General features: G+C 65.1%; 19 protein-coding genes. 6 read left to right on the top strand and 13 right to left on the bottom strand.

All coding sequences use genetic code 11. The annotated features are described in order from the left end of the window. The first annotated feature begins 21 nt into the window (after positions 1–21). Together CKW13_RS21445 and CKW13_RS21450 are read left to right on the top strand one after the other, a co-directional pair. Positions 22–699 (top strand): Crp/Fnr family transcriptional regulator, encoded by a 678-nt coding sequence (locus tag CKW13_RS21445; protein ID WP_095110781.1) that lies wholly within the window; start codon positions 22–24, stop codon positions 697–699. A 376-nt stretch (positions 700–1,075) separates the two neighbouring features. After that, positions 1,076–1,462 (top strand): putative zinc-binding protein, encoded by a 387-nt coding sequence (locus CKW13_RS21450; protein ID WP_095110782.1) that lies wholly within the window; start codon positions 1,076–1,078, stop codon positions 1,460–1,462. Positions 1,463–1,486: 24 nt separating this feature from the next. Here the strand turns inward: CKW13_RS21450 and CKW13_RS21455 are convergent, their stop codons facing one another. The 8 genes from CKW13_RS21455 to norR all read right to left on the bottom strand — a co-directional run bounded on the left by CKW13_RS21455 (position 1,487) and on the right by norR (position 13,275). Further along, the gene (locus CKW13_RS21455) at positions 1,487–6,535 is read right to left on the bottom strand and encodes an NEL-type E3 ubiquitin ligase domain-containing protein (protein ID WP_095110783.1); all 5,049 of its coding nucleotides are present in this window, start codon (positions 6,533–6,535) and stop codon (positions 1,487–1,489) included. Positions 6,536–6,631: 96 nt separating this feature from the next. Continuing rightward, entirely contained in the window at positions 6,632–7,105 is a 474-nt protein-coding gene (locus tag CKW13_RS21460) for an SCP2 domain-containing protein (protein ID WP_095110784.1), read from the bottom strand. Beyond that, positions 7,099–7,989: a U32 family peptidase gene (locus CKW13_RS21465; protein WP_095110785.1), complete on the bottom strand. Its 891-nt coding sequence runs from the start codon at positions 7,987–7,989 to the stop codon at positions 7,099–7,101. The genes CKW13_RS21460 and CKW13_RS21465 overlap by 7 nt, the downstream gene beginning before the upstream one ends. Positions 7,990–8,000: 11 nt before the next feature. After that, the gene (locus CKW13_RS21470) at positions 8,001–8,996 is read right to left on the bottom strand and encodes a peptidase U32 family protein (protein WP_095110786.1); all 996 of its coding nucleotides are present in this window, start codon (positions 8,994–8,996) and stop codon (positions 8,001–8,003) included. 123 nt (positions 8,997–9,119) lie between these two features. Beyond that, entirely contained in the window at positions 9,120–10,355 is a 1,236-nt protein-coding gene (glp, locus tag CKW13_RS21475) for a gephyrin-like molybdotransferase Glp (protein WP_095110787.1), read from the bottom strand. Continuing rightward, positions 10,352–10,906, bottom strand: a complete 555-nt coding sequence (gene moaB / locus CKW13_RS21480) for a molybdenum cofactor biosynthesis protein B (RefSeq protein WP_095110788.1) — start codon at positions 10,904–10,906, stop codon at positions 10,352–10,354. Before moaB ends, glp begins: the two co-directional genes overlap by 4 nt. Positions 10,907–11,016: 110 nt before the next feature. Continuing rightward, positions 11,017–11,664 (bottom strand): pyridoxamine 5'-phosphate oxidase, encoded by a 648-nt coding sequence (pdxH, locus tag CKW13_RS21485; RefSeq protein WP_095110798.1) that lies wholly within the window; start codon positions 11,662–11,664, stop codon positions 11,017–11,019. A gap of 87 nt (positions 11,665–11,751) precedes the next feature. After that, positions 11,752–13,275: a nitric oxide reductase transcriptional regulator NorR gene (gene norR, locus CKW13_RS21490; RefSeq protein WP_095110799.1), complete on the bottom strand. Its 1,524-nt coding sequence runs from the start codon at positions 13,273–13,275 to the stop codon at positions 11,752–11,754. A 153-nt stretch (positions 13,276–13,428) separates the two neighbouring features. Here norR and ytfE point away from each other — a divergent pair, with 153 nt between their 5' ends. Further along, complete coding sequence (ytfE, locus tag CKW13_RS21495) at positions 13,429–14,103, top strand: iron-sulfur cluster repair protein YtfE (protein ID WP_095110789.1); 675 nt, start codon at positions 13,429–13,431, stop codon at positions 14,101–14,103. A gap of 57 nt (positions 14,104–14,160) precedes the next feature. On the opposite strand, the gene CKW13_RS21500 is transcribed toward ytfE, so the two are convergent. Then, a complete protein-coding gene (locus CKW13_RS21500; protein WP_095110790.1) occupies positions 14,161–14,595 on the bottom strand; it encodes a hypothetical protein in 435 nt (144 codons plus the stop codon). Positions 14,596–14,620: 25 nt separating this feature from the next. Continuing rightward, positions 14,621–15,811: an NnrS family protein gene (locus tag CKW13_RS21505; RefSeq protein ID WP_095110791.1), complete on the bottom strand. Its 1,191-nt coding sequence runs from the start codon at positions 15,809–15,811 to the stop codon at positions 14,621–14,623. 552 nt (positions 15,812–16,363) lie between these two features. Here CKW13_RS21505 and CKW13_RS21510 point away from each other — a divergent pair. Together CKW13_RS21510 and CKW13_RS21515 are read left to right on the top strand one after the other, a co-directional pair. Next, complete coding sequence (locus tag CKW13_RS21510; RefSeq protein ID WP_095110792.1) at positions 16,364–17,047, top strand: Crp/Fnr family transcriptional regulator; 684 nt, start codon at positions 16,364–16,366, stop codon at positions 17,045–17,047. 5 nt (positions 17,048–17,052) lie between these two features. Next, positions 17,053–17,244, top strand: coding sequence for a protein DnrP (locus tag CKW13_RS21515; protein ID WP_095110793.1), 192 nt, complete (start codon positions 17,053–17,055; stop codon positions 17,242–17,244). Between the two features lie 118 nt (positions 17,245–17,362). Here CKW13_RS21515 and CKW13_RS21520 read toward each other — a convergent pair whose 3' ends face one another. The 3 genes from CKW13_RS21520 to CKW13_RS21530 all read right to left on the bottom strand — a co-directional run bounded on the left by CKW13_RS21520 (position 17,363) and on the right by CKW13_RS21530 (position 21,268). After that, positions 17,363–19,204 carry a nitric oxide reductase activation protein NorD gene (locus CKW13_RS21520; protein ID WP_095110794.1) on the bottom strand — a complete coding sequence of 614 codons (1,842 nt, stop codon included), beginning with the start codon at positions 19,202–19,204 and terminating at the stop codon, positions 17,363–17,365. A gap of 192 nt (positions 19,205–19,396) precedes the next feature. Next, positions 19,397–20,824, bottom strand: a complete 1,428-nt coding sequence (locus CKW13_RS21525; protein ID WP_095110795.1) for a cbb3-type cytochrome c oxidase subunit I — start codon at positions 20,822–20,824, stop codon at positions 19,397–19,399. 3 nt (positions 20,825–20,827) lie between these two features. Then, complete coding sequence (locus CKW13_RS21530; RefSeq protein WP_095110796.1) at positions 20,828–21,268, bottom strand: cytochrome c; 441 nt, start codon at positions 21,266–21,268, stop codon at positions 20,828–20,830. Positions 21,269–21,650: 382 nt separating this feature from the next. Here CKW13_RS21530 and CKW13_RS21535 point away from each other — a divergent pair. Next, positions 21,651–22,248 (top strand): type VI secretion system Vgr family protein (locus CKW13_RS21535; RefSeq protein WP_095110800.1); only part of this gene is annotated, 598 nt, incomplete at its 3' end.

Genomic DNA, 22,248 nt, shown 5'->3' on the forward strand with positions numbered 1-22,248 from the left:
GTTCGTCAGCGGAGGTACGCCATGCTGACCCATCCATCCATTGTTCTGATCCTGCGTCGCCATCACTTATTCAGCCAGTTACCGGAAAAGGTCTTCCAGGACGTGTGCCAACTGGCCAACCTAAAACGCCTGGACGCCCAGGCCAGCCTGATGCACCAGGGCGACCCGGCGAAACGGTTTTTTCTGTTGGTCAGCGGCCAGATCAAGTTGCACCGGGTCACCGGCGAAGGCCAGGAAAACCTGGTGGAGATCATCCACGCCGGGCAGACCTTCGCCGAGGCCCTGCTGTTCAGCGAGGCCCGCTGCTACCCGGTCACCGCCACCGCCCTCAAAGACAGCGTGCTGGTCAGCATCGAAGGCACGCACTACCGCAAGGCCCTGGAGGAACAACCGAAAATCTGCCTGGCGATCCTGGGCAGCATGAGCATCCACCTGCACCAGCGCCTCAAGGACATCGACACCCTGACCCTGAGCAACGCCAGCCGCCGGGTCATCAACTTTCTGTTCCAGGAACGCGACCCGGTCAGCGGCGACGTGGTGCTGCAAGTGTCCAAACGCCTGGTGGCGTCGAAACTGGGCATCCAGCCAGAGACCTTCTCGCGCATCCTCCATCGCCTGGTCGAAGGCGGCCTGATCGAAATGCACCGGCGCAACATCCGCATCCTCGCCGAGGAAGAACTGGCGGTGTACCAACAATAAAGCCAGCCATAAGCCCCCTGTGGGAACAGGCTTTTGGTGACCCGAACAAGCCCCCCACCGGCGGGAGCGGGCTCGCCCCGCGATGGCGGCCAAGCATCCAAGATCGCCGGTGGCTTGTCACCGCCACTGCGTGCCGCCATCGCGAGCAGGCTCGCTCCCACAGAGAAAAATGAAAATCCCACCCGCACCGCAGTTCAACTGTGGGAGCGAGCCCTGCTCGCGATGGCAATTTCAAGGCCGCCATCGCTGGCAAGCCAGCTCCCACAGGGCTTGGTCCGGGCGGCGATCCGACGATGGCGATGTCGGTCTTGACGATGGTCAAGGCGCTGGGCAGGGGGCGCGGCACACTGACGCGGTTCATCCGTGGAGGTCTGTCATGTCCCGTGCCCACTTGCCGCTGGTCTATTCCTGTTCCGGCTGTTCCAACGTCGCTCAACTGGCCAATACCCTGGCCTTGCGCCTGGATCGTGCCGGGTTGGCGGAGATGTCGTGTATTGCCGGATTGGGCGGGCACGTGGCCTCGTTGGTGAACAAGGCCCGTTCGGGGCGGCCGATCGTCGCCCTGGACGGCTGCCCGCTGCAATGCGTGGAAGGCTGCCTGAACCAGCACGGGTTGGAGGCCGACGTACACGTCGTCCTTAGCCAGTACGGCCTGCGCAAACGCTACGGCCAGGATTGCAGCCAGGCTCAGAGCGACGATCTGTTCGAAGAAATCAAGCAATTGATGCAGCCGCAAGCGGCCAGCTTCAAGCCGCAGGCCTGAACCTCACCACTTGCCGCTTGCAGCTTACAAATCCGTACTTCCGACTATGGTTTCGATTTGCGCCCGCGTCAGGTCCACCAACAGTTGCGCCTGTTCCACCCGCAGTTGCAGCTCGAGGTCCTGGGACTGGCGTTGGTAGTCATCCTCCGACAGGGTGGTGCCTGCGTATTGTTCATCCAGGGTGGTTTGGCGCTTCAGGAAGGACTCGTTCAAGGCGTCGAATGCCGGGCGGTGACTGGTTTGGATGAACTCCACCCAAAAATCCCGACCGACAATGGACTGCAATTGCGCCTCGGAGCCCTCCAGGGCACTGACCTGTGCCTGCGCGGCGTCGAGCATGGCGTTAGTGACGTTGGCCAAGGCGTGAAAGCGAAAGCTCTTGGGCTGCCCTGGCAATTGCAGGCGCTCACGCAGGCCCACCCGGTAGGCCAGGCGCACCTCCACTTCTTCGATCCGCGCCAGTTGGTGAAGCTGCTGCTCCTGGCTGAGGTCGGCCGTGGTAATGGCATCCCTGCGCTGCTGAATATCGCGCAAGGCGATGCTTTCCACTTCGTCCAGGCGGAACAAGCCCTTGGCCAAGTTGTAGAGCTGCTCGCCCTCTTCGCCCACCGCGCTGAGCAGGGTCGCGTTGTGCACCATCAAGGTGATTTCCAGGCTGCTGAAAGACAGCGCCGCGCGGTCTTCGCAGGCAGGCTCGCCGGCCTGTTCGAACAGCCGTGTGCGCAATTGGGTCGACTGCTCGGCCGCCTCCAGCATTTGCCAGATGCGCGCTTGCAGGTCGGGATAGCTTTCAGCGTCCACATAACTGTTACCCAAACGCTGCAGCAGTTCGAAAAACTCGTCAGCGCCCGGCTCGCGTCGCAGCGCATCCCACAGAGCAGTCTTGCTCCGGGCGTCTTCACCACTCAGGTTGTTCAGCCAACGCGCCACTGTGCCCCTCTGCCCGGTCGGCTCCACCTCGCCCAAGGTGAAGGTCGCGGGGAGGCGCCCTTGCACCCATTGTGGGTACTGCTGCTCAACGCGCGGCCAGTAGCCAAGCAGCTGTTGGCGGCTGGCTTCGTTGATGGGGTTGCGCTGCAAAAAGGTCACACGGTTGATTCTGATGATCGCCTCGGCTTCCTCGGCCGGGGGGGTGAACAGGTAGTCGGGGATTTCGGCGATTTGGTTGTCGCGCAGGTCCAGGGCCTCCAGCGCCTGGCCGCGCAGGCCCACAGGCCAAACGTCGATACCGGTTTGGTGCAGGTCCAGGCCCAGCAGGTCGCTCAATGGGGAAAAATCCGGCAGCACGCCCAAGGGGTTGCGTGCCAGGTTGAGGATTTTCAACTGTGTAAGGCCTGCCAGGGTTTGGGCGCTTGACGCCGTCAGCACCATCCGGTTGCCGGTCAGGTAAAGCCGGGTCATTTGGCGCATCGAGGCCAGGGGTGCAGGCAGTACGCGCAGGCCATTGTTCATCATGTCCAGCCAGCGCAGCTGGGGGAAGCCACTGAGAAACGCCTCGCAACTGAAGTGGGTCAGGCCCATGTTGCGCAGTTTCAGGGAGGCGACATGGCTGAAGTTGGCCGACAGGTCCGGCAACTGGCCCACACGCAGGTCGTTGAGGTCCAGTTCAAAACCACCCAGTTGGCCATCGCCCAGGCGGATGCGCCGCCCCTGCTGGCGCCAGCACGCCTTGATCCGGCGCACCACTTCCTGCTTGGTCCCATCGGGCACAATCTGGATGTGATGCTCACCCGCCTCCACCATCAGGCGTTGTGCAGCCCATTGGTCCAGGGCCTTGGTCAACTGCTGAAACTCCACCGCGAGCCTTTGCAGCGCGACCTGGGCATTGCGCCCCAGGGATTGCAGCAGGGCATCGACTTGCGCCGGCGAGAAATCCGGATACAACTCCAGCACTTTGCCACGCAACACGGACGAGCCTGCGCGCCACCATTTCCAGCCGCCACTCAGAGGGTAGCCCACCCGGCCGGCGTCCAGGCGCAGGGGTGGCTTGAAGAACGCTTTGAGCGGCTGCATGCCCAGCACCTGGGCCGCTTGCCCCCGGGGAATGATTCTGGCCAAGACCCGTTGCCCGAGTTCAGCCCCCTGATGCACCGAGGGCACACCCAAGGCCAGGCGCTCGCTGTCGGGCAAGGCGTGTTGTACCGCCTGGTAGAAATCCGTCCAGGCGCAGAGTTCGTTTTCCTGGGCGTCATAGGCTTTATAGCGCCCGCCCTGCTCCACCAGCACCTTGGTGAACCGCGCCTCGCCGGGCCCGGCGCTGGCACGCAACGGGCCACTGAATTCGTCGGCGCGCAACTCGATGCGCACACTGGCGCTCCACCCGGGCAGGGTCTGCAGGGTAGCCAACTGCAACCTGCGGGTGTCCGCACTCGCCAGATAATCCAGGTACAGACCCTCATAGGCGCGGTTCAGGCGCACCTCGCGCTGGTACAGGCGCAGCGCTTCGGCCAAGCGCAACGGCACCGGTTTGGTTTGCTGCGGCTGGGTAAAGTCCCAGGCTGCCATTTGCAGCTCTTCTGCAGGGCTTACCAGGCTCAGCAACTGCTTGACCACCGCCGCGGGCACAAGGGGAAAACGCGCCATCAATAAGTCCACCCGCGGGCCGTCCTTGGCCTGGAGGCTGGCGTAATGGTCGTTGAATAAGCGCACCTTTTGCTGCCTGGCCAAGGTGGCGATTTTTTCGCGCAGATGCGCCACGCGCGCTTCCATCGGGGCACCGGCCACATCGCCCTCGAACCCCGGGCGCACGCCTGCCCGATCCATGGCGTCAAGCAAATGCCTGAGCAGGTCCGGGCTACGCACCTGGGCTTCCCAAAGCTGCACCTCACGGGTCGTATCGGGCAACGCCTGCGGCTCGGCATAACGCCACACCGGCTCACCGCTGGCATCGAGCAGTTGCAGGCGGGCCTGCCGTGGCCATTGCCCGTATTGGGTGAGGATGTGCAACTGAGTCATGGGGTCGGCGCTGGCATTGAGCGACGGCACATCGCTACCAATGGCGTCGATAAAGGCGTCGATCTGGCGGGCCGACTCAAACCGCGCGATCTGGTCAGCGAGCAAGGGCGGCAACGGCTCGCCTTCGGCATGCAAACGCCGCAACAGGCCTTCGTCGAAGCCTCCGATGCGCCGCAGTTGCTCCAGTTGCGCGTCACTGAACGCCGCCACCCGGTGCCCCAGGCGGCGCATCAGCAACGACCCCTGCCACGTGCGCGGTTGTTCCAGTTCATGGCTCCAGGCCCCGGTGCCGTTGTGCCGCAACAAAGGCTGATAGGCGTCGGGGCGGGTGGGGTGTTGGATGCGGTAGCGGCCCGTCAGTGGTTCCTGCGTGACGCCATATAACCTGCCTTCAAGCGCCAGGTAAGCCTGGCCGTTGACCCGGTGCAAGCCTTGTTCATCGGGCTGCGCGCCGTTGACCAGGGGTACCTCGCGCGCGTAGGGCGCCAGGTCCGGGTGCCACAGCCGCGCTTGGCCGTTGGGCCGTTCCACGGGGCGCAGGTTATCGACCTTAGGCGAGGAATGGATCGCGGGCAGCACAGCGGACCCAGCCGCGATAAAGGCAACGTTCAAAGCGACGCTGGAGAGATGGGCCCACATTTCCCTCAGGTCACCGTCTTCAAAGGCTTCGATGCCCTCGAATGCTTCATCGAGCATCTGCGCGGCGCCGACCGCCAGCAACAGCGGCCCCAACACGGGAACGACAAAGGCCGCCAGCATGAAAACGTTCTGCGCCGCGTTGAGAAACCCGGCAAGCCGTTCCAGGCGTGCCTGACGGTCTTCGTCGCCGGTAGGCACCGCCAGCACCCGGGCATCGGCAAACACCTTGTTGACCTGGCGCTGGGCCAGCAACTGCCAGAGGTCGCCGACCAAGGGCACTTCAGTCATGGGCAGCGCCGCAGGACGAGGGCCAAGCGGGTAATCCTGGGTCGCATCCGACTGCTCGGCAGGTTGGTACAAGCGGTTGAAACGCTCGAAGAAACGCCCCTGCTCACGCACTGGAATGAAACGGCTGAAAAAGCGTCGGTAGGCGCCGCTGTGCAGGCGCGTGCGCAAATCGGCCATGAACTCGGCGCTGGAGGCGTACTCCTTGAAGGGTTGCTGCGGGTCGCCGGGCAGATAGGCCAGCACCCGCTCGACCCGCTCGCTGCCTTCGCGGGCCGGCCCCAGCAGCAAGGGCCCGATCAGCTCCACATCCAGAACCTTGAAGGCGGTGGCCACCACCGCGCGACCGTCGAGCCGCGCCTCACCCGGCGCCCTCAACCACTGCTGAAGCATCTGGTAGGCCTGGCTGCCGATCCCCACGCCGGCACCTTGCAGGCCCCCGATCTCGGTACTCAGGGTCAGCAGCTGTCGATGGTGCTCGCGCAGTTGTTCGTTGAGTTCGGTGCGGGCCTGGGCGTCGGGCGGCAGCACAATACTTTGCAAATGTTCCTGATAGCGTCGGCCCAGGTCCAGGCGTCGGCACAGCCCTGCGAAAGCCTCGGGCGCCAGCGCCACGGCCTGGCTGGAGACAGCGGCGTAATCGGCCAGGATCGCGCCGTCATAGCTGCTCCAGCGGGTAATCACTCGGCAGTCATGGCAAGCACTGGCCTGCTCGTCTTCGGGGGCGAAGTTGGCCAGTGCCGCTTCCAGCAGGGAGATGCCTCGGTAGAGGTAGTGGCTGGCGGGGTCGTCCTGACGCTCGAAGACCAATGCGCCGAACAGGTCGTCGCGCCCCTTGAAGCCATACTTGCGAGCGAAAAACACCTGGCGCACATCCAGGGCCAGGCCGAATTCGTTCTGGATCGCTTGGGTTAACAGGGGCTCGGCGAAGGCCATGATGTCTTGCACCGCACCCAGTTGGCGGTCGATACGGTTCAACGTGGCGTGGTATTGACCATGCCGGGCCAGCAACGCAGTGCGCGCGCCGTGGCTGGCGCGCCGATACCACGTGGGCAGCGTAAGGCTGTGCTCGGCCAAAGCTTGCTGACGGTGGGTGGCGGCGGCGCTGTACCAGGCCGGCAAGCGGCTTTTGAGCAGGTCGTAATGCAGGCTGGCGGGCGCGGAGTCGGTGTTCCGGCTAATCGGTTGGGGCATTGAGCTCATCCTTGATGGAGGGTAAAGCCGCCAGCCTACTCACTGTCCCGCCCGCAAAAACCTAAGTATCCACCGCCCGCATCCACCGCCACGCTGTTAGCCGGCGCTGGCCAGGCCCTTGCCCGCACGCTCCAGGTTGCGCCACAGCCAGGGCGGCAATACGTCCGGGTCGAGGCTGTCGATAAGGTTTTTCAGGGCCAGGCCCAGTTCGGTATCGCCCTCGATCACCAGGCGCCTGCGAAAGAACAGGGTGTCCGGGTCCTCCTGTCGGCTGGCCAGCAACAGGAACTCGCGCCAGTTGCCGCGGATGGTCACCTGGGCCTCGGCCTGGCGGGCGATGCGCAGGCCATCACGGGCCAGGGTCACGTACCAGCGCAAGCCCAGGTCAGCCACGTGCAGGCACATCCAGCGCCCGCGCAGCAGCTCGAACTCGCCGTCACGCAACGGCTCGGCGAAGCAACGGTTGAGGGCCTGCTGCAACACCAGTCGCTGCACCCCGAACGGCACACGGCGCGCCAGTGGCAGCACGCGGTCGGCGCCCTTGAGCAGCCAGGCTTTGCGGATCAACACAGGCCCACCTCCTCAACCCGCAGCATGCCGGCCTGGCCGTGCCAGTAGCCGTTGCAGCCGTCGACGAACAGCGGCGGCGGCGCGCCTTCGCGCACCCGTTGATAGGCCGCAACCACCTCGGCCATGCCTTGGGCCCGCGGGCTCAAGCGCAGCAAGTCAGCGCCGCAGGCCACCAGCGCCGGGTAGTCGGCCAACAGGTTGGTGATCTGGGCAGACATCGTCTGGATCCCGTTGATCGTGAACAGGGCCTGGCCTTCCTGGCTGGTCAGGGCCAGGCCGTCGGGGTAGTTGATGCAACAGAAATCGCAGTCGTCCTTGGGCTTGTTTTCCGCCCGCGCCGTGAAGCAGCGCGCCGAATAGGCCAGGGGCAGGTGGCCGTAGGCGAAGATTTCCACTTCGGGCAGCGTGCGGCCCATTTCACCGAGCTGGTCCAACACATCGCGGATCAACCCTTGGGAGCATTCCACCGGCGGCACCCAGCGGATCATGCCGGCGTCCTGCAATTGCCCCAGCGCATGGCCGTTGTACATGTTCAGCGCCGGGCCGGCGACGAAGGGCAGCTTGCGTTCGGCAAGGAACTGCACCGCGCCCATGTCGTTGGCCTCCACCAGGAGCTGGCCGTTGTCGCACAGGCGGCGCAGGCTCGACAGCTCGGAGGCGGCCTCGATCAGGGTCAGGCTCGACAGCACGATCTGCGCCGGGCTGCATTGCTGCAACTCACGCCCCAGGCCCAGCCATTGATCCAGGGAAAACGCGCGGCGCTTGGAGCACACGGTTTCCCCCAGGTAAATCACGTCCAGGGGCAAGGCCGACATCTCGGCGTAAAACTGCCCCAGTTGTACTTTGTCCCAGTAATACAGGACCGGTCCCAGGCTGAGCTTCATGTGCCCTCCCCTTATTGCCATGAGCGATGGTAAGCGCCGAGGGTGGTCTGGTTGCCCTCGGACAACCCGGCCAGCACCTGGCGCCATTGATCCTTGACCGCAAAGGTCGCGGGCGAAGCGCGATGGGCGTCCAGCGCGGTACGCCAGACCCGCGTGACCTGCTCGACATAGGCCGGGCTGCGTTGGCGGCCTTCGATCTTCACCGCCACCACGCCCATGGCCTTGAGTTGCGGCAGCAGGTCCAGGGTGTCGAGGCTGGTGGGTTCTTCCAGGGCATGGAAGCGCTTGCCGTTGACCAGGAAACGGCCCTTGCACAGGGTCGGGTAACCGGCGGGCTCATCGGCGCTGTAGCGGTCGATCAGCACCTCGCTCAGGCGCGCGCTCAAGCCCTCGGCATCCTCGCTCCAGCGCACGGCCTTGGCCGGCGAGCAGACGCCGCACAGGTTCGGTGATTCGCCGGTGATGTAGGAGGACAGGTGGCAGCGCCCCTCGGCCATGATGCACAGGCTACCGAAGGCGAACACTTCGATGGGCACCGTGGTGCTGGCCGCCACTTGCTTGACCTGGGCCAGGGACAGCACCCGGGGCAGCACGGCGCGGCGGATGCCATAGCGCTCGGCATAGAACTTGAGGGCCGAGGCGTTGGTGGCCGAGCCTTGCACCGACAGGTGCAGCCCCAGGTTGGGGTGGCGCTGGCTGGCGTAGTGCAGCACGCCGGGGTCAGCGGTAATCATGGCGTCCACGCCAAAGTCGGCGGCGCGGTCCACCGCCCGTTGCCAGCGCTCCCAGCCGCGCGGTTGCGGGTAGGTGTTGACCGCCACCAGCAGCTTGCGTTTGTGCTCGCGGATATGGGCGACGGCGGCGTCGAACTGCTTGTCGTCCATGTTCAGCCCGGCGAAATGCCGGGCATTGGTGTCATCTCGAAAACCCACATAAACGGCATCGGCGCCTTGGCGCACGGCCGCCTTGAGCGAAGGCAGGTTGCCTGCCGGGCAGACCAGTTGCATGGTTGATCCTCATCAGAACCCAGGTCGGCACCGGCCCGCCCCCGAAGGTGCCCGCGCCGGCGAAAAATCCGTGGCCAGCATAACCAGCGCCCACGCGCCGACCTTGACCACAATCAAGTGCGCCTACTGCAACAGCTCGGCAAACGCCAGGAACGGCACCGGTTCACCCAGGCTCAATACCTGGCCGCGCTCCACCAGCGCCAGGCCGTCGGCCCAGCACGCGGCGCTGAGCATGGCCGAGCTTTGCTGGGGATGCAGGGCCACGCTCAGTTGCCCCGAAGCATTGGCGGCGAGCCGGGCGCGCAGGTATTGACGGCGTTTGTTGGCGTTCAACCAAGAAAAATCCGCCGCCACCCACACGGCCTGCGGCATCAGGTCACACAGGCCTTGAGCCTTGCGCACGAACGGGCGCAGCACCACCAGCGCGGTAATCAGCGCCGCCGACGGATTGCCCGGCAGGCCGACCCACGGCGTGCCTGCCACCTCGCCAAAGGCCAGCGGCTTGCCCGGTTGGATCGCCAAACGCCACAGGTCGAGGCTGCCCACCTCGGCGATGGCGTGCTTGAGATGGTCCTCCTCGCCCACCGAAACGCCACCGGAGGTCAGCAGCAGGTCGCACTCCGCCGCGGCCCGGCGCAAGGCTTCGCAACTGGCGGCCAGGGCATCGGGCATCACCCCGTAATCCACCACCTCCACGCCCCAGCCGCGCAGGATGGCGCCCAGGCAATGGCGGTTGCTGTTGTAGATCTGCCCCGGGGCCAGCGGCTCGCCGGGTTCGCGCAACTCATCGCCGCTGCTCAACAGGCCCACCCGCAACGGCTGGTAGACCTCCAGGCGAGTCACCCCGGCGCCGGCCAGCAGGCCGATTTCCTGGGCGCGCAAGCGCTTGCCCGCCGCCAACAGGCGTTCGCCCCGGTGCACCTCTTCGCCCTCCTTGCGCACGTGCTCGCCCAGGGTGACCGCCGGCAACCAGACGCGCTGGCCATCGACCTGGCAGCGCTCCTGCGGCACCACGGTATCGGCCCCCGGCGGCAACGGCGCGCCGGTGAAAATCCGCACCACCTGCCCCACCGGCAGCGGCGCGGCGGCATCATCCCCGGCGGCGATGCGCCCGGCCACGGGCAAGTAACCGCCCCCGGCAGGCAGGTCGGCGGCGCGCAGGGCGTAGCCGTCCATGGCGCTGTTGTCCCAGGCCGGCAGGTTCATCGGGCTGCGTACCTCCGCCGCCAACACCCGGCCCAGGGCGTGGCTGAGGGCGACGTAGTGCACCGCTGGCGCGGCCGGCGCCTGGCTGAGCAAATGGGCGATGGCTTCGTCCACCGGCAGTAGATGGCCGCTGTCGCACACCGACAGGCTCACGGCCGTGACTCGCAAGCGCCGACCAGAGCCTCGCCCTGGGGCTTGAGGTGTGGGGCGAAATTGCACGGGCCGGTGCGGCTGTCCAATTGCTCGCCGAGGATCTTCGTCCACGCCGTGCGGCACGCCCCGGGCGAACCGGGCATGCAGCACACCAGCACGCCATTGCTGAGCCCGGCCAGGGCCCGCGATTGCAGGCTGGACATGCCGATTTCTGCCAGCGAGACCTGGCGGAATAACTCGCCGAAACCGTCCACCTGCTTATCCAACAACGGCTGCACCGCTTGGGGGGTGTTGTCCCGGGCGGTGAAGCCAGTGCCGCCGGTCATCAACACCACTTGCACCGCCGGGTCGGCAATCCATTGGGAAACCCGTGCGCGGATCTGGTAGATATCATCGATCACCAACCCTCGGTCCACCAGGCGATGCCCGGCCGCTTGCAGCAAATCCACCAGGGTTTGCCCGGAGGTATCGGTGGCCAGGGTGCGGGTGTCGCTGATGGTCAGCACGGCGATGTTCAGGGGTTGGAAGGTGCGTTGCGCCAGATGGGCCATGTGAGAGTCTTCCCATTGCAAAGAATATTGGCCAAAGCCTGCACCCGTGGGCCGGGCGCGGCTATTCCTCCAAGGAGGTATGCCCGCAGGCTGTGGTTGTGCAAGCGGGCTTACGGCGCCAAGCGGTTACGTACCCACACGCCGTCGTGCAAGCGATAGTCGAGGCGGTCGTGTAAACGGTCGGGGCGGCCTTGCCAGAATTCCAGGCGCTGCGGGTGCAGGCAGTAGCCACCCCAATGCGGCGGCCGTGGCGGCTCTTGGCTGGCGAAGCGCTCGCGAGTATCGACCATGCGCAACTCCAGTTCTTCGCGGCTGGCCAGGGCCTGGCTCTGGGGCGAGGCCCAGGCACCGAGGCGGCTGGCCAGGGGGCGCGAAGCGAAGTAGTCGTCGCTGTCCTGGGGGTCGAGTTGGGTCACGCGGCCCTCGATCCGTACCTGGCGCTCCAGCCCCGGCCAGAAGAAGGTCATGGCGGCATAGGGGTTGCCCGCCAGTTCCTCGCCCTTGTCGCTCAGATAGTGGGTGTAAAAAATGAAGCCTTCTTCGCTCAGGCCCTTGAGCAGCAGGATCCGGCAATGGGGCCGGCCCTGGCTGTCGACGGTGGCCAGGGCCATGCTGTTGGCCTCGAACGGCGCGTTCTCGGTTTCGCTGGCCTGGGCGATCCATTCGTGGAACAGGGCCTGGGGGTCATCACAGGTGAGGTCGTCAGGCAGGCCGGCGCGGGTGTAGTTGCGGCGCATTTGCGCCAGGGACAGGGTCATGGCGGAGCTCTCCAAAAAGTTCTGCGCAGTGTGCGAGGCCGCGCCACGCAGAACCTTGACCACCATCAACACTGTGCCGCGCGCGCCTTACTTGAGGCGCAGGCGCCGGGCCAGTTTGTGCAGGTTGCTGGGGTCGATGTGCAGCAGGCGCGCCGCGCTGGCCCAGTTGTCGCGGCACAGGCTCAGGGCCTGGAGGATTTTCTCGCGCTGGCAGGCGTCCACTGCCTCGGCCATGGGCTGGAACGGCTGCTGCGGGGTCACAGCCATCAGCGGCGCGGGGGCCGGCTCGCCACGGCCGTTATCCAGGTCGAGGGCGCCGGCCTCCAGGGTAATGATCTGGCTGCGGCTGTTGCCCCGGCTCAGTTGCTTGAGCGCCGCGCGGCTGATGACGTGCTCCAGTTCGCGCACGTTGCCCGGCCAGGCGTAATCCAACAATGCCCGCTCCGCCGCGGGCGCCAGGCGCAAACCGCGCAGGCCCAGGCGCGTGCGGTTGAGTTCAAGAAAATGCCCGGCCAGCAGCAGCACATCGTTGCCCCGTTCGCGCAGCGGCGGGATCGGCACCGGGTACACCGAGAGGCGGTGGTACAGGTCGGCGCGAAACAGGCCATCGCGGATGCTGTCAGGCAGGTGGCGGTTGGTGGCGGCGATGATGCGCACGTCCACATGCAGCGGTTTGTCCGCCCCCAGGCGCTGGATCTCGCCGTTTTGCAGGGTACGCAGTAGCTTGGCCTGCACGCTCAAGGGCAGCTCGCCGACTTCATCGAGAAACAGCGTGCCGCCATTGGCCGCGTCGAAACGCCCGGCGCGGTCGCTGCTGGCCCCGGAGAACGCGCCTTTGACGTGGCCGAACAACTCGCTCTCGGCCAGGGACTCGGGCAGCGCCGCGCAATTGACCTGCACCAACGGCTTGTGGCTGCGCCGCGACAGGCGATGCAGGCGCCGCGCAAACAGCTCCTTGCCCACGCCGGTTTCCCCCAGCAACAGCACCGGCAATTCGGAGTCGGCGAGCACGTCCAGTTCATTGAGCAATTGGTGCAGCACTTCACTCTGGCCGAGGATCTCGCCCTCCTCCCGCGGCGCACGCACGTCCACCAGGTCACTGCGCGACAGGCGCAGGCTGCGGTTTTCCTGCTCCAGGCGCGTGACCCGCACGGCGGCTTCGATCAGCAGGGTGCAGCGCTTGAGCTCGTCCCGCGCGCGGGCATCGAAGGTGCCGGCGTGCAACGCATCCAGGGTGATGGCGCCCCACGCGCGGCCCTCCACGTACAGGCTCACGCCCATGCAGTCGTGTACCGGCAGGGATTCGCCGACATGGTTGTCCAGCAGGCCGTCGTAAGGGTCCGGCAAGCGGCTGTCGGGCTCGAACCAGGTGGGCGCGCGCGAGGCCATGATCGCGGCCAGGCGCGGGTGCTGGGCGATCACAAAACGCCGGCCGAGGGCTTCGTGCACCAGGCCCACGGTGGCCACCGGGCGCAGGCTGTCGTCGTCCAGGCGCAACAGGCCGACGGCGCCGCTGTGGAAGTATTCGCGCAGGGTCTGCACCAGACGCTGCAACCGCACGGCATTGGGCAGCTCGACGATCAGGTCGGCCACCAGGCTTTCACGCAGCATGGTCATCATTACCTTCAAAGGGTGGCAACTACCCTGTCACTCCAGGGTAGAAATCACCACCACAAAAAATTAATTGTTCGTTTTCAATCATTTAGATCTGGCACAACGCCTGCAACGGCCTTCAGGAATCCGTGAACCGCAAAAGGAATCCCGATGAGCCTTTCCCTGCTGGACCAAAGCCTGGGCCAATTGGCCTGTGACATTCCCGGCGCCACACGCGCCTTCCATACCTTCCACTTGGACTTCTGCTGCGGTGGCCGCACAAGCCTGCGCGAAGCGGCCCTGGGCAAAGGCCTGGACCCACTGCAAGTAGCCGAAACGCTGCTGGCCCTCAAGGCCCGCGGCGACGCTGGGCACGACTGGCGCAATGAACCGCAGACGCGGTTGATCGAGCACCTGCTCAGCCGCTACCACGCCCGCCACCGCGAACAACTACCGGAGCTGATCCGCCTGGCCAGCCGCGTCGAGCAGGTCCACGGCGCGCGCGACAACTGCCCCAACGGCCTGGCTGACCTGCTGCGCGATATCCAACAAGAGCTGGAAAGCCACATGCGCAAGGAAGAGCAGATCCTGTTCCCCCTGTTGCAACAGGGCCTGGGCCCGCAAGCGGCGCCACCGATCCAGGTGATGCGTTGGGAGCACGACCAGCATGGCGAGGCCCTGGAGCGGATGCTGGCCCTGACCGACCAGATCACCCCACCCGCCAACGCCTGCAACACCTGGCGCGCGCTGTACCGTGGCTTGGAAGAGTTTCGTGATGACCTGATGCAGCACATCCACCTGGAGAACAATGTGTTGTTTGTGCAGGCGCTCGATCCGCAAGCTTGAGGGCTGCGCTAACCCTTGTGGGGCTTGGCCCCGCAGGGGATCTCGCGCCCTGCCCACTCACCAATAAAACATGCCCTTGGCCAACACCACGATCAACAGCATGTGCCCCAGGATGCTGTGGCGCACGCCGTCGGCGCGGGCCTGGGTGATGCGCCCGCGCTTGAGCCAGTAGGCCAGCAGCAGGTAGTGGCCGATGATGCTTAGCGCCAGGAAGATCTTGACCATCAGCAGCAGGCCAAAATGGCTGGCCAGGGGTTGGCTCAGCGCGCCCCAGTGATGCCACGCCAGGCCCGCCCCGGCGCCGTACAGCACCAGCACCACGCCATGCAGCACCTTGCGCGAACGCTGGGCGATGGCTTGGTCGGCGCTCAAGCGGGCCGACCAGGGCAGCGGGCGACGGGCGCTGAACCAAATCGCCACCTCAAAGAACAGGGTGCCAATAAAGGCAATGGCCGCCAGCAAATGGGCAATCAACAGCAAGGGGTAGATCACAGCGTTTCTCCGTCAAGGGGGCCCATCAACCCGGGTGCCCGTCCACCCGTGCGCGCACCAGCATCGGCCCGTAGCGCCAGGCGTACAGGGCAAAGCCCAGGGTCCAGCACAGCGCCGCCAACCACAGGGCGCCCAAAGGCAACACCAACACCAGCAACACCCGGCACAGGCACGCCAGGTTGAGCAGGATGAACGCCAGGCTCATCCCCGCCGGCGGCTCCAGGGCGCGGCCGGTGTGGCCCAGGCTGACGCGGGCGAGCATCGCCAGAATCAACCCGCCCATGGCCCCGATGGTCAGCGCATGTACCGCCAGGCTGGGGTTGAGGGGCACACCCAAATGCCACAGCGCCATGCCCAGACAGGCCAGCGCCAGCCAGCCGTAGGCCAGGTGCAGCGACCACAGCAGCGGTACGCGCCACAGGCCGCGATCATGCCAACGCCCCAAACGAATGCTGTGGCCCACCGCCAATGCGCCGAACAGCAGGCCGATTGCCGGGTTGGCCGTCAACGCCGGGCCGCTGGCGTACAACAGCGCCACCAGGGCCGAACCGCCCAACAGCAGCCAGTCGAGCCACGGCCAGGGCGCCACGGCCGTGGCTCGGCCCAGGCCACGCTGGGTGAAAAAGGGAATCACCCGCCCGCCGATCAGGCCCATCATCGCCGCCACCAGCCAGATCCCGGTGAGCACCGACTGGCGCTGCCAACCTTCATGGCCCTGGATCAAGCCCAGCAACGACAAGCCATCGGCGCCGGCCAGCAGGGCCAGCACCAGCACAATCGGGTAGTTGCGCGTCTGCCGCACCTTCCACAGGGTCACGCCCATCGCCCCGGCCACGGCCAGGGGGAAGGCCAGCTCCAACACGGCGAGCAGCGGCCAGGGGGCATTGGCCAGCCAGGCCAGGCGCGCCGCCAACCACAGCAGCGCCAGGGCCGCCAGGGGCTTGCCACTGAGGCCCGGGCGGCCGGTCCAGGTCTGCACCGCCGTGAGCAGGAACCCAGCGATGATCGCCAGGCCAAACCCGAACAACAATTCATGGCGATGCCACGCCAGCCAGCCGCCGGCCGGTTGCCATTGCCCAAGCTGGCCGGTGAACGCCAGCAGCCACAGGGGGATCGCCAGCAGCGCCAACAGGCTACCGGCCAGGAAAAACGGCCGGAAAGCCAGCCGCAACAACGGCACGATGGCCATGGCGGTACGACGGTCAAGCACTTGCATCGTTGCACTCCTTAAACAGCCCGGGCCTCGCCGGGCAATACCCCGGCGTCATCATCGGGTATTGCCCACGGCCCGCCCTTGTCATAGATCAAGGCGGGTCATGGCGGTTGCGCTAGATTGCGCGCCCGGTCGGGGCTTGGGTTGCAACGAACATGCCGCCGGCAGTTCTTGTAGCGTGCGGGCTCGCCCGCACGGGGTGGCGCAGCCGCCCTAAAGTGGCGCTCACCCCACCGTACTGGCGGCTGCGCACCCGAGCGCGGGCAAGCCCGCCTGCCACAGAAATGGTCATTAAAACCATTTAAGGGTCAATAAAACCCTAGTGCGCCAGGGTATTTATGACCACATCTTGGCCTGAGCCCGCACAGATCAAGGCCTGCGCCCCTGGCCCGGCTCTTGCTCTGCACAGGTCACCTATTCATTGATGGAGCGCGCCATGCAAAAAATCATTCCCCCGCTGACCTGGTTTGTGGTGCTCAGTTCAGTACTGGCCCTGGCCAGCAGCCTGTCCCTCGGGCTGCTCTGACCCGCCCTTCACTTTCAGGATCAATCCCCATGGTGCTACATCGTGTCCACCACCAGATTTTGCGCAGCCATCACCTGTTCGAGCCGTTGAACGAGGAGCAGCTCGACGAGTTGATGAGCACCAGCCAGTTGCTCAGTGTCGACAAGGGTGAACCGCTGTTCCGCCAGGGCGAGCCGGCCGAGGCGTTTTACTTTGTGATCGCCGGTGCGGTGAAGATCTACCGCCTCACCCCCGACGGCCAGGAAAAGGTCTTCGAGGTGGTGGGCGACCGCCAGACCTTCGCCGAGGCCATGATGCTGATGGACACGCCCAACTACGTGGCCTCGGCCGAAGCCGTGTGCCCGACCCAGTTGTACCGGGTATCCAACGCCACCTACATGCGTCTGCTGCAAAGCAACAGCCGCCTGACGTTCGCCCTGCTGGGCAAGTTGTGTGTGCGCCTGCACCAGCGGGTCAACGAGATCGAAACCCTGTCGCTGAAAAACGCCACCCACCGCGTGGTGCGCTACCTGCTGACCCAACTGATGCGCCTGCCCACCCCGGGCAACCGCTTCGAGCTACCGATGGCCAAGCAGTTGATCGCCGGGCACCTGTCGATCCAGCCCGAAACCTTCTCGCGGATCATCCGCCGGCTGATCGACGAAAACATCATCACCCAGGAAGGCCGGCAGATCAGCGTTCTCGATCGCCTGCGCCTGGAACAGTTCGAGTAACCCCCATGCGCCGTTGCCTGTATTGCCAACACACCAACCCCGCCGCCGCCAGCGATTGCGACGAATGCGGCATGCCCCTGCCCGCCCGCGCCGAACAGGCCAGCGAAGACCGCCAGCGGCGCTTCATGTGGTTTTGCCTGGGCCTGACCCTGTTCTGCGTGAGCATGTTCTTCTGGTTGCCGCGCAGCATTTATTGAACCTGCGGCTGCGCCAACAGCCAGTGAACCCAGTGTGGAGTTTTGGCTTACCCGGATCTCGTAAACCCGGAAATATCCCTGTGGGAGCGGTGTGCTCCCAGCTGCACACCGTCATCCCTCACGGTTGGGTCAGTTGCCGGTACAGCTGCACCAACCGCAGGGGCAGTTGTTCGGGTTGGTGGATCAGGGTGTAGCCATTGGCACCGAACATGTACGGCAGGTAGTCGCCGGCCTTTTGGTCGATGGTGATGCAAAACGGCGTCAGCCCCAGGCGCCGCGCTTCAAGCACAGCCTGGCGGGTGTCTTCGACACCGTAGCGGCCTTCGTACAGATCCAGGTCGTTGGGCTTGCCATCAGTGAGCAACAACAGCAGTTTGCGCCGGCGCTTACGGCCCTTGAGCAGTTCGCTGGCCTGGCGAATCGCCGCGCCCATGCGTGTGTAGTAACCAGGCTTGAGGCCTTGGATACGGCCCCGGGTGTGGTCGTCGTAACGCTGGGTGAATGACTTGAGTTGCTGCATGCGCACTTGCTGGCGACGCAGGGACGAGAAGCCGTACAGAGCGAAATCATCCCCCAGCACCGCCAGGGTTTCGCCGAACAGCAACAGGCTGTCGCGCACCACATCGATGACCCGGTGCTGGTCATTGAGGTGGGCGTCGGTAGACATCGACAGGTCCGCCAACAGCAGGCAGGCCAGGTCGCGTTGGGTGTGGCGCTGCTCCAGGAACAAACCGCGCTCGGCGCACTGGCCGTGCTGGCGCTCCACGTGAAAATCCAGCCACGCCGGCAGGTCCAGCTCTGAACCCTGGGGTTGTTGGCGCAGCCATTGGCGGTCGTTGCGCAGGTGCTCGAATTGGCGCCGCAAACGCTGCGCCGGGGCGTGCAGGCGGGGCGGCAAGGGCCGCGCTTCGTCGTCGCGGGGCAGGAGCATTTGCAGGTTGACGAAGCCCGGTTGCAGGCATTGGCGGCGGTAGTCCCACTCCGGCAACTTAATGCCCTCGCCCAGGGGAATGTCGTCCACATCGGCCGGTGGCAGATCCAGGTGCAGCTTCAAGCCGCCGCCCTTGCGCACGCGCTGGCGGGACAGGGTCAGCTCATCGAGGTCATCGGCGACTTTGCTGGCATCCGGGTCGTCGCTGTCGTCGGACCAGCGATCGAGGTCGACGTGCTCGGTCCAACTGAACAGGTTCTCCAGGCGCACCACCAAAAAGCCGCCGTCACGACGGTTTTCGTCCACCCGGGTGGCGCGCTTGCGCCCGCTTTTCTGCTCGCCGGGGCGGGTGGCCAGGGTTTCTTCGGATTCATCGTCCAGGTCGGCCGCCTGAGGGCTGCCCAGTTGCTGCGGCGGGTACAGCCACAGCGGCAGCGGCCAGGCCGCCCGTTCGCTACGCGGGAACTGCTCGACACTGCCGGGCTCGCGCAGGGCCTGGCACAGGGCCCGTTCCAGGGCCGCTTCGCCGGGGCCCAGGGTGGCCGGGTCGGGGCGCAGCGCCAGATGGGCGTCCACCAGGCGCCGGTAGCGTGGCGCCATGGCCGGGTAGCGCTGCAACAGGTGACAGGTCCAGCGCTGGTTGTCGCGGCCCCAATGGCGCATCGGCCCGGCCTCGGCGGCCAACAGTGCGAGCCAACGGTACAGGTCCTGGTTGAGGGTGGCGTCGGGGAACACCGCCAGGCTCGCCGGCAGGCGCAGGCTGTTGTCGTCGCGCCAGGCCAGGGGCACGCTCTTGCAGGTGCCGGCGACCTGTTGCAGCAAGCTGCGGCGCAGCAGCAGGTCGCGCTCGCTGGCGGCCTCCACGCTCATGCCACTGGCCCCGCCCGTGGCCCGGAACAGCAACGCCAGCGCACGCTGGCGCTCAAGCAATTCGACCCGCGCCTCGGGGAAGTCCGGGCTGGCACGGCGGGTGATAAAGCGGTGCCAAACGCTACCGACCCACTCTTCCAGTTCAACGGTAAATGCCATGGTACTGTCCTCGGCCGGGGTGGAAAGTAAAACGGCCCGCAGTACCTGCCGGGCCGCCCTCCTTGGGGATTGGATGGATCACTGTCGGTGAACGGGCTTTTGTGAAAGCACAGGCGTAGGGGAGCAGGCTTGTGTGGGAGCGGGCTTGCCCGCTCCCGCAGCCACATCCACACACAGCCCCTCACTTTCTCCTTATGCCCGGCTCACCGCCGCATGGGGCTGCCTCACTTCCGCGCCGCGGCGCTTGAAGCTGTACAGGTAGCACAGCAGGCCGAGCAGGAAGCCGATGCCGCTGACCAGCCGCGCCCAGAACAGCAGCGCCAGGTGATCCATGGTGGCCATGAACGGCAGGGCCACACCATCGGCCTGCCAGCGTTGCAGCCACACTTGCACTACACCAGCAGCGGTGAGGAACAAGGTAATCATCACCATCGACAGGGTCATCAGCCAGAAACCACGGATTTCCCAGGTCTGCGAGCGGGCATCCGGTGCTTCACCGAGGCCGCGCAAGCGAGGCATGGCGTAGCTGATAAGCGTCATCACAATCATCGCGTAGGCACCATAGAACGCCAGGTGGCCGTGGGCCGCCGTCAGTTGGGTGCCGTGGGTGTAGTAGTTGACCGGTGCGAGGGTGTGCAGGAAACCCCATACGCCAGCGCCGAAGAACGCCGTGACCGTGGTGCCCTTGGCCCACAACGTGGCGGCGCGGTTGGGGTGCTCGCGGCGCCGGTTGCGAACCATGCTGAAGGCGAAAATCACCATGGCCAGGAACGGCAGTGGCTCCATCGCCGAGAAGATCGAACCGACCCACAGCCAGACCTCGGGCGCGCCAATCCAGAAGAAGTGGTGACCGGTGCCGATGATCCCGGTAATCAGGGCCATGGCGATAATCACGTACAGCCACTTCTCCACCACTTCGCGGTCTACGCCAGTGATCTTGATAAGCACGAAGGCCAGCATCGCGCCCATGATGAGTTCCCACACGCCTTCCACCCAAAGGTGCACCACCCACCACCAGTAGAACTTGTCGCGGGCCAGGTTTTCCGGGTTGTAGAAGGAGAACAGGAAGAACACCGCCAGGCCGATCAGGCCGGTGAGCATGACCATGCTCACGGTGGTCTTGCGGCCCTTGAGCAGGGTCATGCCGATGTTGTAGAGAAAGCCCAGGGCGACGACCACGATGCCCATCTTGGTGATGGTCGGCTGCTCCAGGAACTCACGCCCCATGGTCGGCAGCAGGTCGTTACCGGTGATCCGCGCCAACGTGGCATAGGGCACCGACAGGTAACCCAGGATCGTCAACACCCCCGCCACGGCGAACACCCAAAACAGCACGAGCGCCAGTTTCGGGCTGTGCAGTTCACGGTCAGCCTCCTCCGGTATCAGGTAGTAAGCCGCGCCCATGAAGCCGAACAGCAGCCAGACGATCAGCAGGTTGGTGTGCACCATCCGCGCCACGTTGAAGGGGATCAACGGGAACAGAAAGTCACCCACCACGTATTGCAGGCCCATGATTAAACCGAACAGCACCTGGCCCAGGAACAGGATCAGAGCAAACACGAAGTAAGGTTTGGCCACGGCTTGCGAGGCGAATTTCAGATGTGGATTGGCAATGCTCATCTCTCAGCCCTCCTTATTGGGCGGCCAGCCGTTGGTATTGATGTTCGAGCTCCACTTGAGGAACTCGGCAATGTCATCCACCTCCTGATCGCTGAGATTGAATTGCGGCATCGCCCGCCGCCCGGGTACGCCCAGGGGCTGCATTTTCATCCAGGCGTGCAGGAACGGCTTGAACGCCTCATCGCCGCCACGGCGGGTGAACACATTGCCCAGCTCCGGCGCAAAGTAGGCGCCCTCGCCCAGCAGCGTGTGACAACCGACGCAGTTATTGCGCTCCCAAACGCCCTTGCCCCGTATGACCGACTCGCTCAACTGCGCCTGGTTGCTGCGCACCGGGAAGGTCTGTTCCGTGTGATAGGTCAAGGCCAGAAAAATGAGGAAAAAGAACACGCTTCCCCCAAAGTAGATATTCCTGGCCATGCCTTTGGTGAAGGTCTCTGACATGGTCGCTTCCTCTATTGCTTGGCGTGACCATTCTAGAAACCGCAGGGTGGGAAACTGCTTGATGGCGATCAAGAAATGCCGATGGTTTTGCTCGGGTATTGGCCGGCAGGCGAGTCTTGGTCGGGTGGATATTTTTTACGTTGCAATGCGCGCGGGCCCATTAACGTGCACGTTTGCGTAGGGTTTTTCTCTAATTCATGTAGGCCTCATATTTAAACGCTCCACCCCCCCTCAATCCTCCCCCGCAACTAGGCACAATGCCGCCGCGCCCTGCTGCCTGGCGCGCTTCACATCCCAACGCTGTTAGCCTCTTTGGCGGGTTATGGCCGACTGGCTGAACTGCGAATTTCGCAACCTTATGCCTGGTTTGGATGTCACGCCCATGAACCCCACTGCCCCGCTCATCAGCGATCAAACACGCCTGTATTCCTTGCAAACGCCCACGTCCATGGCCCCCCTGCACGTTGAGCGCTGGGCCGGCCGCGAGGCGCTTTCCGAGCTGTACCGCTGGGACGTGCTGGCCCTGAGCGCCGACCATCGCCTACCCCTCGAGGCGATGCTCGGTGCGCCCATTACCTTGCTCACGGCCCTGGCCGATGGCAGCCACAGCCGACGCAGCGGTTTGCTCAGCCGTGTCGCCCGCCTGGGCAGCGACGGCTCCCTGACCCGCTACCACCTGACCCTGGTGCCCTGGCTCTGGGTGTTGAGCCAGAGCTTTCGCTCCCGGGTGTTCCAAGACAGCACCGTGCAGCAGATCGTCAGCCAGGTCTTCGCTGGTTACGAGGCCTACGCCCGTTGGCGTTTCACCCTCGACGCCGACCAGTTACTGAGCCACGTGCGCCCGCGCAGTTACTGCGTGCAGTACCGCGAAACCGATTTCGACTTTGTGCAGCGGCTACTGGCCGAAGAGGGCCTGGGCTATTGCTTTGTCGAGGACCCACAAGCACCGGCCGGCCACTGCCTGGTCATCTTTGGCCAGA

Origin of the sequence: Pseudomonas sp. Irchel 3E20, assembly GCF_900187645.1 — a bacterium.
GTDB lineage: Bacteria > Pseudomonadota > Gammaproteobacteria > Pseudomonadales > Pseudomonadaceae > Aquipseudomonas.

Bases quoted from the DNA above. Each gene is read 5' to 3' on its own strand.
- CKW13_RS21445 (WP_095110781.1), top strand. From the start codon at position 22: ATGCTGACCCATCCATCCATTGTTCTGATCCTGCGTCGCCATCACTTA.
- CKW13_RS21450 (WP_095110782.1), top strand. From the start codon at position 1,076: ATGTCCCGTGCCCACTTGCCGCTGGTCTATTCCTGTTCCGGCTGTTCC.
- CKW13_RS21455 (WP_095110783.1), bottom strand. From the start codon at position 6,535: ATGCCCCAACCGATTAGCCGGAACACCGACTCCGCGCCCGCCAGCCTG.
- CKW13_RS21465 (WP_095110785.1), bottom strand. From the start codon at position 7,989: ATGAAGCTCAGCCTGGGACCGGTCCTGTATTACTGGGACAAAGTACAA.
- CKW13_RS21470 (WP_095110786.1), bottom strand. From the start codon at position 8,996: ATGCAACTGGTCTGCCCGGCAGGCAACCTGCCTTCGCTCAAGGCGGCC.
- moaB (WP_095110788.1), bottom strand. From the start codon at position 10,906: ATGGCCCATCTGGCGCAACGCACCTTCCAACCCCTGAACATCGCCGTG.
- pdxH (WP_095110798.1), bottom strand. From the start codon at position 11,664: ATGACCCTGTCCCTGGCGCAAATGCGCCGCAACTACACCCGCGCCGGC.
- norR (WP_095110799.1), bottom strand. From the start codon at position 13,275: ATGCTGCGTGAAAGCCTGGTGGCCGACCTGATCGTCGAGCTGCCCAAT.
- ytfE (WP_095110789.1), top strand. From the start codon at position 13,429: ATGAGCCTTTCCCTGCTGGACCAAAGCCTGGGCCAATTGGCCTGTGAC.
- CKW13_RS21505 (WP_095110791.1), bottom strand. From the start codon at position 15,811: ATGCAAGTGCTTGACCGTCGTACCGCCATGGCCATCGTGCCGTTGTTG.
- CKW13_RS21510 (WP_095110792.1), top strand. From the start codon at position 16,364: ATGGTGCTACATCGTGTCCACCACCAGATTTTGCGCAGCCATCACCTG.
- CKW13_RS21515 (WP_095110793.1), top strand. From the start codon at position 17,053: ATGCGCCGTTGCCTGTATTGCCAACACACCAACCCCGCCGCCGCCAGC.
- CKW13_RS21520 (WP_095110794.1), bottom strand. From the start codon at position 19,204: ATGGCATTTACCGTTGAACTGGAAGAGTGGGTCGGTAGCGTTTGGCAC.
- CKW13_RS21525 (WP_095110795.1), bottom strand. From the start codon at position 20,824: ATGAGCATTGCCAATCCACATCTGAAATTCGCCTCGCAAGCCGTGGCC.
- CKW13_RS21530 (WP_095110796.1), bottom strand. From the start codon at position 21,268: ATGTCAGAGACCTTCACCAAAGGCATGGCCAGGAATATCTACTTTGGG.